The 16303-nt window shown below is 52.2% G+C and carries 10 protein-coding genes; 7 read left to right on the top strand and 3 right to left on the bottom strand.

What is annotated here, in order from left to right; all coding sequences use genetic code 11:
- The first annotated feature begins 8 nt into the window (after window positions 1–8).
- The 3 genes from RDM37_RS01825 to RDM37_RS01815 all read left to right on the top strand — a co-directional run bounded on the left by RDM37_RS01825 (window position 9) and on the right by RDM37_RS01815 (window position 6023).
- Entirely contained in the window at window positions 9–1001 is a 993-nt protein-coding gene (locus tag RDM37_RS01825; RefSeq protein WP_298888816.1) for a DNA-directed RNA polymerase subunit alpha, read from the top strand.
- A gap of 8 nt (window positions 1002–1009) precedes the next feature.
- Window positions 1010–1504: a 50S ribosomal protein L17 gene (gene rplQ / locus RDM37_RS01820; protein WP_308554594.1), complete on the top strand. Its 495-nt coding sequence runs from the start codon at window positions 1010–1012 to the stop codon at window positions 1502–1504.
- A 418-nt stretch (window positions 1505–1922) separates the two neighbouring features.
- A complete protein-coding gene (locus tag RDM37_RS01815; protein ID WP_308554593.1) occupies window positions 1923–6023 on the top strand; it encodes a leucine-rich repeat protein in 4101 nt (1366 codons plus the stop codon).
- Window positions 6024–6260: 237 nt separating this feature from the next.
- On the opposite strand, the gene RDM37_RS01810 is transcribed toward RDM37_RS01815, so the two are convergent.
- The 3 genes from RDM37_RS01810 to RDM37_RS01800 form a co-directional block, all read right to left on the bottom strand.
- Window positions 6261–8156 carry a hypothetical protein gene (locus tag RDM37_RS01810; RefSeq protein ID WP_308554592.1) on the bottom strand — a complete coding sequence of 632 codons (1896 nt, stop codon included), beginning with the start codon at window positions 8154–8156 and terminating at the stop codon, window positions 6261–6263.
- Entirely contained in the window at window positions 8156–8680 is a 525-nt protein-coding gene (locus tag RDM37_RS01805) for a hypothetical protein (protein WP_308554591.1), read from the bottom strand. Before RDM37_RS01805 ends, RDM37_RS01810 begins: the two co-directional genes overlap by 1 nt.
- Before the next feature lie 499 nt (window positions 8681–9179).
- Window positions 9180–10061, bottom strand: coding sequence for a helix-turn-helix domain-containing protein (locus tag RDM37_RS01800; protein WP_308554590.1), 882 nt, complete (start codon window positions 10059–10061; stop codon window positions 9180–9182).
- Window positions 10062–10461: 400 nt separating this feature from the next.
- Between RDM37_RS01800 and RDM37_RS01795 the strand changes: the two genes are divergently transcribed.
- From RDM37_RS01795 to RDM37_RS01780, 4 genes are read left to right on the top strand one after another with little or no spacing between them, the layout of a single operon-like run.
- Window positions 10462–13431 carry a putative LPS assembly protein LptD gene (locus tag RDM37_RS01795; RefSeq protein WP_308554589.1) on the top strand — a complete coding sequence of 990 codons (2970 nt, stop codon included), beginning with the start codon at window positions 10462–10464 and terminating at the stop codon, window positions 13429–13431.
- A gap of 36 nt (window positions 13432–13467) precedes the next feature.
- Complete coding sequence (locus tag RDM37_RS01790) at window positions 13468–14187, top strand: rhomboid family intramembrane serine protease (protein ID WP_308554588.1); 720 nt, start codon at window positions 13468–13470, stop codon at window positions 14185–14187.
- Window positions 14159–14962, top strand: a complete 804-nt coding sequence (locus RDM37_RS01785; RefSeq protein ID WP_308554587.1) for a rhomboid family intramembrane serine protease — start codon at window positions 14159–14161, stop codon at window positions 14960–14962. The genes RDM37_RS01790 and RDM37_RS01785 overlap by 29 nt, the downstream gene beginning before the upstream one ends.
- Window positions 14963–14979: 17 nt before the next feature.
- Window positions 14980–16170, top strand: a complete 1191-nt coding sequence (locus RDM37_RS01780; protein ID WP_308554586.1) for an endonuclease/exonuclease/phosphatase family protein — start codon at window positions 14980–14982, stop codon at window positions 16168–16170.
- The last annotated feature ends 133 nt before the right edge of the window (window positions 16171–16303 follow it).

Genomic DNA, 16303 nt, shown 5'->3' with positions numbered 1-16303 from the left:
TCTACTCTATGGCAATATTAGCATTTCAACAACCTGACAGCGTCCTCATGCTGGACGCTTCGGATCACTACGCCAAGTTTGAATTTAAGCCTCTAGAGCCAGGCTATGCTATGACTATTGGCAACGCCTTGCGGCGCATCCTCCTCTCATCGCTAGAGGGGTATGCAATAGCTTCTATCCGTATCGAAGGTGTAGAGCATGAATTTGCTACTATTCCAGGGGTATTGGAAGATGTAACCCATATCATACTCAACCTCAAGCAGATCAGATTCAAGGCAGCTGTCGAGGATCCTCAGGAAGAGACCATCACGCTCCATGTCACAGGTCGTAGCACCTTTCAGGCTGGTGACCTCAATCAGGTCTTGACGAGCTACAAGGTACAAAACCCTGACTTGGTCATCTGCAATCTAGCTGAGGACGCTGACTTCACCATAGAGATACGCATCAACAAGGGGCGTGGCTATGTCGTCTCCGAGGAGAACCGCCGCGAGGACGATCCCGTCAATACGCTCCCCATCGATGGTATCTACACCCCGATCCGCAAGGTCAATCAGACCACCGAGGCGTATCGTGTAGATCAGCGTACAGACTACGAGAAGCTTGTCCTGGAGATTGAGACCGATGGCACGATCCACCCACGTGAAGCACTGCGTGAGGCTGCGACGATCTTGATCTCGCACTTCGCACTCTTTACGGACAAGGAGTTTGAGGTCGAGCTCCCCGAGGAGGAGCCTGATCAGCTCTTAGACAATCAGCTGATGAAGGTTCGTTCGCAATTGATGACAGACCTAGCGACCACAGATCTCTCTGTTCGTGCGCTCAACTGTCTCAAGGCTGCGGGCATCTCCACGATTGCCGACCTGCTGAGTAGGGATCGCGAGGAGCTCTTGAAGATCAAGAACTTCGGCAAGAAGTCGCTCATCGAGATCGAGCAATTCTTAGCAGATCAGGATCTGGACTTTGATATGGATCTCACACCCTATAGATTAGATAATGATTAATCCCTCTTATGAGACACAATAAGAAATTCAACCATCTAGGCCGCTCCAAGGCACATCGTGAGGCTATGCTTGCCAATATGGCTAGCTCGCTCATCATGCACAAGCGGATCAATACGACAGTGGCCAAGGCTAAGGAACTGCGCAAGTTTGTCGAGCCTATCATCACTGCGGCAAAAAACGACACCACCGCATCTCGTCGTCTAGCCTTCAGCTACCTGCGTGACAAGGAGGCCGTCAAGGAGCTCTATGGCACCGTCGTCGACAAGGTCGGCGATCGCCCTGGAGGTTATACACGCATCCTACGCACAGGACTACGTCTTGGCGACAACGCCTCTATGTGCTTTATCGAGCTTGTAGACTTCAACGACAACATCGCCAAGAGCGCCTCTGCTCCTAAGAGTGAGGGCAAGAAGCGTACGCGTCGTTCACGTCGTGGTAGCGGTGCCGCTAAGGCAGCTGACCAGCAGGCTCCAGCTACTGAGAAGGCAGCCGAGGAGGAGTAGCCTCGCAAGAGCGTCGACGAGACAGAGAGTTATGGTAGTCCATCACTTGATGTGATCGGGTACTATAGCGCGTGAGGACTGATAGAGCCTCTTCCACTCGTCTTAGCTCAGAGTAACAATAGGAGAGGGAGTGTCGAGCATTGGTTCGGCGCTCCCTCTTGTCGTTTTCTCCTCGGACGTGCTGCACGTAAAGTCTTCTGCAGGTCGTCACGTGTATCCTACTTATCCTTCATAGATTCAGTAAACTAAGTAGTTCGATGAGACGGATAGCCTTACGTCCTCACAGCGATTGCTCGTGAGAATTGCGGAGTAAGGTGCCTCTACCATAAAAAATAAAGTGTATCTTTGGCTCATAGGAGGCATAGCTTGCGTTGCTATACCTGTAGTCATGTCACCAACTAACTAAACCACTATAATTATGAGTAAACAAATACTCCTATCCAGAGCTTGGATCGTAGCTCTGATCATGGCGTGGAGCCTTTTCCTCTTCTCTTCACAGAGGTCTGTGGCTCAAGACACGCGTCTAGAGGTGACGATCACAGAGGCTGGCACGCTTGCCAATCAGCTGGCGGGCAGTACGAGCTTAGAGACACTTATCGTCCGGGGCGTCCTCAACGATGCCGACCTCGGCACACTCGATGGCCTATCATCGCTCAAGCATGTAGACCTCTCGCAGGCAGACTTTGTTAACTCGCAGGGAGCTCCAGAGGGTACACTGCCCAGCTATAAGTTCTATGGCAACAAGCACTTTGAGACCTTCTCACTACCTCGTAATATCACAACGATTGGAGCCTCCTGCTTCTTTAAGTGTAGTGCTCTTAAGGAGGTGACCCTGCCAGAAGGACTTCAGAAGATAAATGCTAAAGTCTTTATGAGCTGCTACCTCTTGGAGCGGATCAACCTGCCGAATAGCCTTGAGTCTATAGGCGAGATGGCATTCTACAAAACGGGTTTGATATCGCTCCCAGAGAGTTCTACCCTAAAGAGTATCGGCAAGACCTGCTTCTGGGGCAGTAAGCTACAAGATGTGCGCTTAGGGCGGGCCCTCGAGAGCATCGGCGACGCAGCTTTTGGTGGGTGTCCAGGCCTTAAGAGCATCTCTGTATCATCGCTCAATGCCTCTTTTACTACCGATGAGGGGGTTCTCTTTGACAAGGCAAAAGAGACTCTCTTCGTCTATCCAGCCGCTGCAGAGCGTGCTAGCTATCAGACGCCTAAGACGGTTACCACCATCAAGCCGTCAGCCTTCGAGAGTACACAAAGCTTAGAGACGCTAATAATCTCGGAGGGAGTCGTCGGTATACCTAATAGCTTCTGTGCCTCTGCGGTAAAGCTTACGAAGGTCTACCTCCCCTCGACCATTAAGACAATCGACGTGGGGGCTTTTGACAACTGTAAGGAGCTCAAAGAGTTTCACATTCGAGCAGTGGAGCCACCCGTAGCTGAGACGGGAGCTTTTGGTGTGATGTTTCCCAACTATAAGATGAATCTCTTCGTCCCCATCGGGAGCAAGGCTCTCTACCAAGCCGTAAAAGTGTGGGATGACGCATTCCTCTCTATCAGCGAGGAGGGTGATCCGCTGCAAGTGGAGCAGATCGTTCTCGTCTCTGCAAAGCAAAAGGACGAATATATCGGTCTGAATATGACTGCCGACGGAGACGTCACGGTCACGGGAGCCTCTTACGACTCACCTGGTTACTATAAGCTAGAGGAGTCGACGATTACTATCACAGGCAAGGTCAAGAAGCTAGACTGCTCTAGCAACAAACTCCTCTCTGTCGATGCAAGCAAGGCTCTGAGTCTAGAGCAGCTCCTCGTAGATGACAATGAGATCACCTCAATCACTCTAGGGGAACTGCCCAACTTGGTGCGTCTCTACGTCGGCTCTAACCATCTGACGTCGATAGACCTCAGTGGTCTTCCTCAGTTAGCAGACTTTAGTTGCTGGGGCAATAAGCTTGTCTCTATAGACCTGAGTCACAATGCCAACTTGGGTTCTCTCGTTTGTCGAGAGAATCTCTTGACTGGTACGCTAGACCTGTCGCACTGTCCGCTGCTGCAAGAGCTTAGTTGCTTTAATAACAATATTGAGGGGATCAAGCTAGCTACTAACAACAGGTTAGGGCATCTAGAGATACAGCGCAATAAGATCAAGGGGGATGCGATGGTACAGCTCTTGAGCGCGCTACCAAAGTATCGCGCCTTTGCCGCAGATGATTGGGATGACTACATGGGTCTTAACCCACAGGGCATCTATCTGCTAGAGATAACGGATCTAGAGGGCAACTTTGCCTACGAAGATGAGGTAGCTATAGCTACTGCCAAGGGGTGGCCCGTCTACTCTATGAATATAGAGAAGTATGGTGAGGAGAAGCCTCAGCCCTATAGTGGTGAGAAGAGGCCTACATCTGAAGCTCCTCATCGCATAGCGTACGGATTCTTCCAGAGCAATCAGCAGTTTGGTGCTGGGCAGTACGGCTTCGGTCACTTCTACCTAGATGAGCCTGAGCAGACTCAGAGTGATCTCACCTTCGGCAACGATGAGGGCGTCTACGCTGGAGCAGCTTGTGATGGTATCATCTACGCCTGCACTTACGTCTACACCAGTCAGAGAGGACCACGTCCTGAGTGGTTTATCTCCTACAATGTACGCACTAAGGAGCGCAAAAACATCGGCCGATGGGCAGATCCCGAGGATTTTGGTGCACGGGTGCTCGATATGACTTACGACTATACGACGCACAAGATGTATGCCACGACATTCTCTGCGGGGAGTGCCAGACTGGTTGAGGTAGATCTAGCGACTGGAGCCTTTAAGGAGATTTGCCAGTTGGAGTCTAGCTGTGGTCCTCTAGCGGTAAATAGTCGTGGGGAGTTCTACACACTTACCTCCGCTGGGGTACTCAATAAGATAGACCCCGCTAGTGGTAAGCTCGAAGAGGTGATCGATCCTCAGCTAGGAGGTGTACTGAGCAATCAGTCGCTTGAGTTCGACCGTACAGACGGCGATCTCCTCTACTGGGTCGCCACGACCTCTACGATGAGTGACAAGAATGCTCAGCTGATACGCTTTGACCTCTCTACGCCTGCTACTCCTATGGTCAAGCCATTTGGCAAGGTGGGCGAAAAAGCGCTGCTACAAGCACTTTTTATACCATTCGCTCAGGGTGGCAATGAGGCTCCTGCAGCTGTGTCTGACTTAGTCGCAGAGGCTGATGTCAATAGTGCGCTGGTAGCCACTGTTCAGTGGAAGAATCCCGCTAAGACCTTCTCAGGTAAGCCCCTCTCAGCACTCTCTTCTGTCAAGCTCTACCGCAATGGCGTAGAGATCCACTCCTTTGCCGATGCCACTCCTGATCAGCTCCTCACGTATGAGGATAAAGAGGTGCCACAGGCTGGCGAGTATCTCTACACGGTCTCTGCTCTCAATGAAGCTGGCGAAGGCGAGCGTACCTCCATATCTCTATGGGTAGGCTTAGACGCACCCGCTCAGGTGACAGATATAGAGCTGATGACGGCCGACGGATCGAAAGAGGTGCTGCTCACATGGCAAGCTCCCAAGGTAGGAGCCCATGGAGCTACTATCAATAAGGACAAGCTCTCTTACGATCTCTATCGCTCCGATAGTACAGAGCCCATTGCCAAGGCTGTTAAGGAGCTCCGCTACAGCGACAAGAGCATCTCTGAGCTCTCGGGATACTACTATACTATCAAGGCTATCAACGAGGCTGGCGAAAGTACGACACACAGCGACTGGGTCGTAGCTGGTCCTGCTCTCACACCTCCTGTCGAGGAGACTTTCGAGGGAGAGGAGTATGCTAAGCGCTGGAGGCTCATCGATGGTAACCATGACGGCTGGAGCTGGTTTGTTAATAGTGACTTTACGGGACAGATATTCAACGACGTGGCCGACGCCATAGAGTACGTTATCAATCCTACGCTTACGCCTACCTATGTAGTGGCTACCGATGAGTGGCTGATTTCTCCGCCTATCACTTTTGACAAGGACAAGCGCTGCAAGATTACCTTCCGTGCTCGTGCTATCTCTGAGGAGACGATCGAGATCACCACGGGTAGAAACAACAACGCGACAGACCAAACGAAGATGACTAATATAGTCATCCCTGCGGGCACTGCCAATGACGATGGTGTGATAGAGCTACAAAGCTACGAGGCTATAGTAGACATCCCCGAGGGTGTCTCCTCTATCGGAATGCACCTCATATCACCGATCAATCAGAACCGCTACGCTTGTCTCCAAATCACGGATATCAAGCTGGAGCAGGTCAAGGGCAATGCTGTTACCATCCCCACGAATAGTGCTATCACCCTAACGCAAGAGGATGGGTTCTGTACGATCCACGGGGACTTCCTGGCAGTGACGCTATATAGTCTCTCTGGAGAGGTGCTCCTGTCTACTACGAAGCATGAGATAGATATGCGACCGCTACCACGTGGCAGCTATATCATCGCCGTGAGTGGTAGCGAAGGAATCACCTCCTTCAAGGTCGTTCGCTAGTAAAGAGTACAGCTAAGGCGAGAGAGTCTACTAGAGAAGACCTCTCTGCCAATACTATAGAGGCTCCAGTCATCATGATAGGTGGTGGCTGGAGCCTCTTTGTCTAGAATTGCTGCAGAACAATCATAGGATAGAGACAAGAAGAGAGAAGGCTCAACTGCTGAATGGAAGCGGTTGAGCCTTCGCTTTACGTTTTGCTGTCGCTGAGACGTTGATCAGGCAGCAATGAGAGAGGATTTACTTGCTAGCATCTTCAAATAGGCGTATGGAAAATCTATTAGATGATTCCCCTTGGTATGTACAGGCATACTCCTTACCAAAGAGAGCATTCCAAGAGTACCACATGTTGTGCTTGGTGGAAGACCAATAATAACCAGCAGAAGACTCTCCAAAGGGCTCGTCCTCTGAATCAATAAAGCCTGCAGCGGGGAAGTATCGAACAACGTCTTCGCCGTTGTTAGTGTCCCAAAACTCCGAAGCAGCGATCTCTTCTAAAGTTGGCAAAGTACTCTTGGTTTGTAGTGAGCGACAAGTGATCTTCATCACTCTTCCTCCGTTTAGTGTCGTGTACTCATATCGCCAAGCGGATACATAGTTAGTACCCTTATAACGAAGAGCATATACACTTCCATTGCCATTGCTCTGATAGTCATTGGTCGAAGAGATACTTTCTCCTGCGATACTTACATCCTCGCGAATGTCACTATGAGTCCGCTGCTCGGAAAAGCTTACATGGTCAGGTTCTGCAGAAACGGGTAGTATTGCCATCCACTCCTCTTTGCTGGGGAGGTGGTATTTCTTTCCAGCGATGGTTATGTTAGTAAACTTATCCACAGCGTCCTCATAGGAGAAGTAACCGCTCACATCGAGATCTTGTGTTGTGACGAAGTCCGTGCCCTCGGGATTGACGTTGTACTCAGTGAGGTATGCCAGAGGTAGCGTGGTGGTCTGATTGGTTGAGAGCGTAGTAAACTCGACCTTGGCGAGGGGACCCCACTTGCCGTCAGCGTTCTGAGCGATTGCTAGCGCATAGTAGGCGGTGCCTGGCTTGAGATCGCCCCAAGTCCAAGTGTATACATCACTGTGATAGGGTAATTCTCTGCTCTCGGGAGTCTCTGTTAAGTACTTCATCATCTCATCCTCGTTGTACAGAGACTTCTCGACAATGGTTTCACGATAGGAGGAGGTGTTTTCGTCAGGTGTGTTTACGACAGTCGCCTCCGTCTTGGTTATATCCTTAACCTCGATGCTCACATGAGCTGTCTCTGAGGTACCCTTCTTAGTTGTCGTAACCTTAAACTCTTGGACGTCGGAGTACTGGCCATCCTTATCGACTAGGACTACAAAGACTGAGTAGCTCGTGCCTGGCATAAAGTCATTCATCACGCTCTTAGACTCACCCTCGTGAGCTTTGCGGGTATCAAAGTCTGTACCATATAGTACGATGTAGTGCTTGAGGTCGGGGATGCCAAACATCTGCATCATCTGGTCTCTCGCGCTAGCATCTGTCAGGTCATTGAGGAAGAAGTAACCCTTGACGTCTGCATTGGGCTTTAGCGTAGCTGTGTAGCCGTTAGGCGTGATGTCTGTGAAGTCGACCTTGATCTGTGGGTCGCCAGCGAGCGGGCCCTTGGGAACTTTGAACTCAACGCGCTTGACGTTACCTGGACAACCAAACTCGTCGTACGGGAGGAAGAGGGCCGTGTAGTCATAGCCCTGCTGCATACCAGCGAGGTCGTACTCCTTGCCACCCTCGACGTTAAAGATCTGGACACCCATACTAGCAGCCATCTCTGGGGTGAAGAGGCGGAGGCACTGCATATCGTTCATCTTGGCGATCATAAAGCTCTCCGGGAGGATTACCTTGATGCTCCGGACGTCACCACCTACGTCGCCCACCTTGAGCTTCATCTTGCCAGTTGTCCCATCTGGGTGTGGTGTGATTGTCGGATTGAGCGTGAGATTTACGTCGTCCGTGAGGAACTTGATGCTATCGATATGCTCTACACGATAGGGCAGTATCTCGCCGCTCTTGGAGTAGATGAGCATGCGCTCGTTGCTTTGAGCCAAGGCGAGCGAGGGTAGGAGGGCGAGTAGCCCAGCTAGGATAATGTGTAGTAATTGCTTTTTCATTAGAGAGTTATCTTGAGAGTGTTGTGTACGTTTGTAGTTGCGATGTATAGTCCGCTAGGCCATGTAGTAGCATCTAGGATGCAAGTGGTAGAGGTGATGGCCTGCTGTGCGACCAGCTGTCCATCGGCAGTGTAGATGTAGAGTGTCTCATCGCTGGCTGTGAAGCCCTCGATGTGGATCTCCCGTCCCACCGTGTAGTAGCTCAGAGTTGCTGTCGGAGCTAGGAGAGGCGATGTGATGTTGGTTGTGTTATCTTTGCGATCTTGAGCAAAGAAGAGCTTGTTGATGCCACTCATAGACACCATCTCGGGTGTGAAGTGCTTGCCAGCATCATTGCGTTCGATCTTGATCGCCCCAGAAGTGAAGGTGATCTTGCTGATCTTGGTCAGATCATAGCATAGCTCGTTGCTCTCTGTGGTCTTGACCACCAGTGTCGTGGGTAGTGCCTGAGCGGCCACCACTTGAGGTAGTAACAAGAGCCAGAGCAAGGGCACGAGTGCGAGTCCTTTTAGTACTCTTTTCATAGCTAATTGTGAATTGGATTGATTGTTTTTGCTTAGAGAGCGGATCACGTGAGTGATCACGCGTATGGTCCTCTTAGACCTAGCAAATATAGTGCTTTTTTCTGAAGTTCTAGCGTCCTAACCCGCTTTTGCTTCAGCAAATTCAACGCTGGGTCGTTACAACAATTTATATCCGACTACGTATCGATACGGTGCCGTGTCGGGGAAAACTGATTTCCACGTGGATATTTCGAAATTCCCACGTGGAGAATTTTTATTTCCCAGGTAGGAAATAAAAAATTCCTCGGAGGAATCAAATGAAACTTCGGAGGAATTGTTTGACGCCCACGTGGAAAATAAAAAATATCCACGTGGAGATTTGAGATTCTCCACGTGGATATTCGAGAAAGGAGGGAATCGGACGAATTTCCCCGTAAAGATATGTAAAGGTGTTAGAGGTTAGAGATTAGAAGTTAGAGATTAGAGATCAGACGACGTAGATGTCGTGGTCCGAGTGTCTCTACGCCTTGTTAGTGGCTTGCAGCAGCTCTTCGGAAGTGACTCCACTCTGAAGAGCCTTACGAAGGGCTGTGGGCGCGAAGCCGAAGTTTTGGGAGCAGTAGCGTGAGAAGGTTGATAGCGAACTGAAAGATAGTTTAGTCGCGATCTCTCCAACGGTGAGATCATAGTCCTGGATGAGGAATAGGATCTGCTTATTGCTCTGTGTACGTATCCACTGCTCAGGGGGCTCCCCAAACTCCTCTCTAAACTGCTTGTAAAAGGTGGATGTAGCCATATAGAGTCGCTTTGCAAGGTCAGAGACCTTGGCATTGCACGTGAAGGCATTGACCACATCACTATGAAACTTCGACACTCCCAGTACGGGAAATAAGAAAGCCGCCAGCTCCTCACGGCTATAGTAAGCACGCAGATTCCAAAAAAGCTCCTTGACCTTCAGCTCATGTAGATAGGCGCACTGAGCATCGTCTTCAAGGTAGATCCTGAGCGTAGCGAGTAGTGAGTGTATAGCCCCCCGCACCTCTAGTGGGTCGGGGTCGTAGGCGACCATCTCTTTGAGGCCTTTGAGCTGTAGCAGAGAGAGCTTGTCGCAGAGGAAGTCTATAACGTCAAAGTAAGCACTCAGCAACTCTCCGTCACTACTTAAGTGAGCATATACAGCGGAGCCGCGAGGGATGAACTTCATCTGCCCCACATGTAGCTCGCACAGATTATCTCCGGTAGCAAGACGTATAGAACCCTTTGTGCAGAAGAGGATAGAGTGGTACTCAGTCTCCCCTTGATATAGCTGCTGCTCAGTGCCATCGACAAGAATCCAGCCACTATTGGCATGCGTTGCGTAGTGATGACAAGAGAGATGCTCAGGCGGGTTGAATAGTGCCATAGGAATCTTCTTAGGTTAGTGTATCCGAAAGAGCTTGTCGGCTAGGCTTCCCCAAGATGGGCTATATGAATAGACCCAATGAAGTGAGATAGCTCTAGGCATCCGACAGCAAACTCTCGCAAGTCGTCTCTCGGTAAAGAAACAACCTGCTCAGGAAGCCTTCGCTCACTCAGGGGGGAAAAGTCCTAAGAAAGTACACAGGCAATCCCTTTCTGCTTCAAAAGTAGTAAAAACATTTGTAACTACAAAAAAAGCCACGACTAAACGTACATGCTACTGGCAGACAACTACACGAGTAGCTCAAAGTAGGCCGTGAGCGGTATGCCGTTGCACGTCACTATTTAGTACCTTTGCCAGCGGTTGATGTATCATCACAAGCCAGCTCGCGTTATTATAGCACATGTCTAGCTCTGTCATAGTCCCTCGCTCGCTCTTGCGACTGCTCCTCCTGCTCTGCGTAGGCGTGGCGGTCGTGTCGTGTGCCACGCAGGTGCGACGTACTGAGCCGCCCGCAGCTACACCATCGCCGACGGAGCAGCTAGACACGGTTGTGGCAGATCTGTCGGCAGATACAACCCGCCTGCTGGATACCCTACCCACCCCCCCAGAGACAGACTCCGTGGCAACGACCGTCGACAGCCTCGCCATCAAGGCGGATACGACGCTGACGCCTACGGCTACTGACACATTAGCTAGTAACGCTGAGACGCCTGTCGCAGAGAGCGACTCGGTCGAGCTCTTTAAGCTAGAGGCGCCTGTGACCTTCTCTGCAGAGGATTCGCTCGTCATGACGGGCAATAATATGATGTACTTCTTCGGTCCGAGCGAGGTCAAGTATCAGACGATGAGCATCGAGGCAAACTACCTTAAGATCGTCTCCGACAGCTCTGAGGTCTATGCGCAGTATGTCCTGGATAGTCTAGGCCAGCCGACCGCTAAGCCAAAGTTTGCCGATGGGGATCAGAAGTTTGAGAGTACGACGATGAAGTACAACTTCAAGACAGGTCAAGGCTTCATCACAGACGTGACAACCCAGCAGGGCGAGGGCTATCTGACGGCTACGCAGACGAAGCGTCTCAAAGACAATACGATGTACCTCAAGGATGGTCGCTACACCACTTGCGACCAGCACGACCATCCGCACTTTTACATCAACCTGACTCGTGCCAAGGCTAAGCCTGAGGACAAGATCGTCACGGGGCCTGTCTACCTAGTCATGGCCGACGTGCCGCTCTACTTCATCGGGTTGCCGTTTGCCTTCTTCCCCTTCAATGAGAAGCAGACCTCCGGCATCATCATGCCGAGCTACGGTATCGACCAGTCACGAGGGCTGTACCTGACGCATGGAGGTCTTTACCTCAATCTGAACGACTACTGGGATCTGACGCTCACGGGCGATATCTATACGAACGGCTCCTGGGCGGTCAATGCGGCATCAAACTATCGCAAGCGCTATAAGTACAACGGTAGCGTTCAGGCGAGCTACATATCGACGGTGCAGGGAGACAAAGACATCCCCTCGACCTACAGTCGCTCACAGGATATATCGCTCAGATGGACTCACTCACAAGACCCCAAAGCGGATCCGCTACGCAACTTCTCAGCGTCGGTCAACTTCTCGACCAGTAGCTACAACCACAATGCTACCCAAGCGGTCTACAACCATCAGCGACGCGCTGAGAATACTAAGGGCTCTAGCATTAGCTACCGCCGGAGCTTTGCGGGCATACCACTCTCGCTGACGGGCGCCTTCAACATTGATCAGCGCTCGCGAGACTCGACCATCAGTGTGACCCTGCCGAACCTCTCGCTCTCGCTCTCGACGATCTACCCCTTCAAGCGAAAGAACCGCGTCGGCAAGGAGCGTTGGTACGAGAAGATCTCCCTCAGCTACAACGGCTCGCTACGTAACAGCATCACTACCAAGGAGAATCTGATCCTCAAGAGCAATCTGGTCAAGGACTGGCGCAATGGTATGCAGCACTCGATACCTATCTCCGCCTCCTTCGATCTCTTTAACTATATCAAGATCTCTCCTTCGATCAGCTATACGGCCTACTGGTACACCTCGCGCGTGGAGAAGCAGTGGGACGAGGCGCAGCAGCGCATCGTCGATGCTGATACCACTTACGGCTTCTACCACTTGAACAACTTCAGTGCGTCGCTCTCGATGAGTACGACGCTCTACGGCTTTTACAAGCCGTGGCAAAAGCTCTTTGGCGATCGTGTACAGATGATCCGGCATCGTTTGACGCCCTCTATATCACTCTCGTATGCTCCGGACTTTGGCGATCCATTCTGGGGCTACTATCGCGAGATAGACTATGTCGATACACTGGGGCAGGCACACAACTTCATCTATACGCCTTACGAGCGAGGCATCTTCGGCTACCCAGGACGAGGCAAGATGGGAGCGATCAACTTCTCCTTTGACAACAACGTGGAGATGAAGTGGCGCCTGCCGAGTGACTCGACAGACGTGGAGGAGCAGTTTAAGAAGATCTCGCTCATCGATCAGTTTGGTCTTCGCTTCTCCTACAATATGGCTGCGGACTCCTTCCGCTGGAGCAACCTCAGCACCAACATTGCGCTAAGGCTTACGAAGACCTTCGTGTTGCGGCTCTCCGCCTCCTTTGATCCTTACGAATGGGACTACTACACAGACCCACAGGGCAACGTGAGGCCCTACCGTGTGGACAAGCTGCGCCTGTTCAATGGGCATGGCATCGGAGCCTTCCTAGGTACGGGTACGAGCTTTAACTACACCTTTACCCCGCAGACCTTTGAGAAGATCGGTAACTGGTTCGGTAAGCTTTTTAATAAGAAAAAGAAGTCGTCTGCTGCAGACGATGAGACTGCCAAGTCGCCTACGGATGACCCGATGGCGATGGGCGGTAGGCCAGGAGCCGACGAGATGGGGCTGGGCGGTCCTCCAGGTGGTGCCCCGCGCAGTAGTTACGGCCAGGCAGATAGTTGGGACGACGACGGCTACTTGAAGTTTGACGTGCCGTGGAGCTTCTCCTTCAACTATAGTGTCAATGTGGTCCAAGACAGACAGAAGTTCAATACGCACCGACGGGAGTTTGAGTACAAGTTTACCCAAAACCTCTCCTTCCGCGGACAGCTACAGCCTACGCCAAACTGGAACTTCTCCTTTGACGCCAACTACAACTTCGACCTGAAGAAGCTGACAGGTATGACGATCAATATCACGCGAGACCTGCACTGCTGGTCTCTGACGGCGAGTGTCATCCCGCTCGGTGCCTACAAGTCGTACAACCTGGTGATTGGAGTCAACGCCTCCCTACTCCGTGACCTCAAGTGGGAGCAGCACAGCCTGCCCTCTTACGGAGGCAGTGGCTGGTACTAATACGCTATACAACGCAACGATCAGAACACAACGCCTATGCACTCATTCAATACATCACCTCGGATACAGATCCCGCCCGTGACACTCAATCTGCTCATCATCAATGTGCTTTGTTACATTGCTCAGCAGGTACTGCCCCGAGTGGGCATTGATCTGACGGGACTCCTCGGGCTGCACTATGTGACGGCTCAGGACTTTCACATCTGGCAGCCACTGACCTATATGTTCCTTCACGGGAGCTTCACGCACCTCTTCTTCAATATGTTTGCGCTCTTTATGTTTGGCACGACCATCGAGCGCACTTGGGGTGCTAAGCGGTACCTGCTCTTCTACCTGGTCTGCGGACTGACCGCAGCACTCTCGCAGGAGCTCGTCTGGGGCTTGACGACCGTTCGAGAGGTGGCGGGCTATGAGGTGATCGCCTTCCCCGATGGCACCCGCATGGCTACGAGGTTCTTTATCAATCAGCTCCTGACGATAGGTGCTTCGGGAGCTGTCTTTGGGCTCCTCCTCGCCTTCGGCTGGCTCTACCCCAATGCAGCGATCTATCTCTTCTTTATCCCCATACCGATCAGAGCTAAGTATTTTGTCATCGGCTACGGAGTGATCGAGCTCCTTCTCGGCGTGGCAAATCTACAGAGCGACGTGGCACACTTTGCCCATCTGGGGGGCATGCTAGGTGGTCTGCTACTCATACTGTTGTGGCGCAAGCAAGGCAAGCTGTACAATGCGTTTGGCGAGTCGTATAGATCCTAATCGGCAAGTTCTGTGGGGCATCACGCTCCTGCTGGTAGCCTTCTGGCTGGCGGACTTTATCGTTCGTCAGCTACCTGCACCGCTACCCACGCAGTGGACGCGCAGTGTCGTGGATCAGCTCTACCTCTCCTGCTCGCCTGATGCTCTGTGGCGTCGCCCCTGGACGATCGTCACCTACACGCTCCTGCACAATAGTGGTCTGCACCTCCTGCTCAATCTGCTCTTGCTGTGGCTCTTTGGTGAAATGCTGCTGCGCCTCAGCGGATGGCGACAGTTCGTCTGGAGCTATCTCGGGGGAGCGATCGTAGGTGGAGGCGCCTTCGTCCTTTTCACCACATTGCTACGTAGCAGCGGGGTGCTCCTACTGGGGCTGCCGCTCGTGGGTGCCTCCGCGTCGGTCATCGCACTCGTTGGCTATATGATCGGCTCGGCTCCTCGCGAAGAGATGCCCTTACCCTTGATCGGCTCGCTCCGTGTGTGGCAGGTAGGGCTCTTCGTCTTCCTCCTCCTACTCCTCGCCTATGGCGGGTACAACGTAGGCGGGCTGATCGCTCACCTCGCTGGCATCCTGTGGGGCTGTGGCTTAGGACTGTACCAGCGCCGGCGACAGCGCACCGCACGGCAGCAGGAGACCCTACAAGATGCCCAGACAGCTCGCTACCGCCAGCTCCTAGACAAGGTACAGCAGTCTGGTTATCAGAGCCTATCTGACGAAGAGCGGGAGCAGCTCATCGAGCACAACAATCAGTGGCTTGACCAGTCAGACCACAACTAATCATGCATTCTCAACCTATGGATAGCACCACGAAACCTCCGGTAGCAGCTAGCCCAAAGAGCCAGGAAAGCCAGGAGATCCCGCAGCAGCCCGCAAGGAAACGTACCATCTGGGGTATGATTCGTGGCTTCTGGCACACCTTCGTCTCCTTTGGTAATCTGCTCCTCTTGCTGCTCTTCGCGGGCGCATTGCTGAGTCGCTATATCTCGCCGACGACCATTATCCTCTCGGCTTATCTGGGATTGCTCTTTCCTCTGCTCTTTGTGCTGGTCGTGCTGCAGGCGATCTATTGGTTTATCATCCGCGCTTGGAGTCGCGCCGCGATCAATACGGTGATGCTGCTCGTCTCCCTCCCCACGCTCCTGCTGTACGCACCCATACGACTACGCCAGACGCCCCCGATCGATCGGGAGAACTGGATCAAAGTGGTGAGTCTCAATGCCAACGCCTTCCAGTTTGCCAAGCTAGGCCCACACGACTACCACCCCACCACGGAGTATCTCGCCGAGAGCGATGCCGACATCATCTGTCTGCAAGAGGCATGGCTCAGCTCCAACAAGTCGAAGTACATGTCTGAGCGGAGTCTGCAGCGCATCCTCAAGGCGTACCCCTACTACAGCTCAGCCTATGCGGTCAAGGATCACGGCAGCCGCCTCATCGTACTCTCCAAGTATCCCATCCTATCGACACGACCCATAGATCTGCACTCTGACTTTAACGGAGGAGCGGTCTTTACGATCCTTGTTGGAGAGAAAAAGCTCGTACTGTACAACCTACACCTAGAGTCCTTTGGCTTTACAAAAGAGGAGCAGGCGCACTACTTCCAGCTAGCGCAGGAAGTCAACCCCAAAGGCTTCACCCAAGCCCTCGGAGTGCGCTTCTCACCAGCCTTCAAGCGTCGTGCTAAGCAGGTCGAGCAGATCTATCAGGATGTCAACTATCAGGAGTCGCCCTACGTGCTGATCTGTGGCGACTTTAACGACACACCGATCTCCTACACACACCATCGCCTCTCGATGGGACTGCACGATGCGATCGCCACGACAGGGCGAGGGACCAACTACAGCTACTACTTTAAGTCGCTCATCGGCGTACGGATCGATCACATGCTCTACAGCGACCAGATAGAGGCGCGTGCCGCCTACGTAGACCGCACCGCAGAGATCTCTGACCACAAGCCGATCATCTGCTACTTCAAGCTCAAGTAGCCCGTCCATTTCGCAGATGAGCTCGAGGAGACGAGAGAGGGTCTGCAACGTCTAAATCGGCATCCACGTGGGAACTCTCAAATTCCTACGTGGATGTTTTTTATTTCCCACGTGGGGAAGAAAAAATTCTTCC

It is taken from the genome of uncultured Porphyromonas sp. (assembly GCF_902489635.1).
Classification (GTDB): domain Bacteria; phylum Bacteroidota; class Bacteroidia; order Bacteroidales; family Porphyromonadaceae; genus Porphyromonas.
The sequence above is the reverse complement of the archived record's forward strand: the minus strand, read 5'-3'. Positions and strand labels throughout refer to the sequence as shown.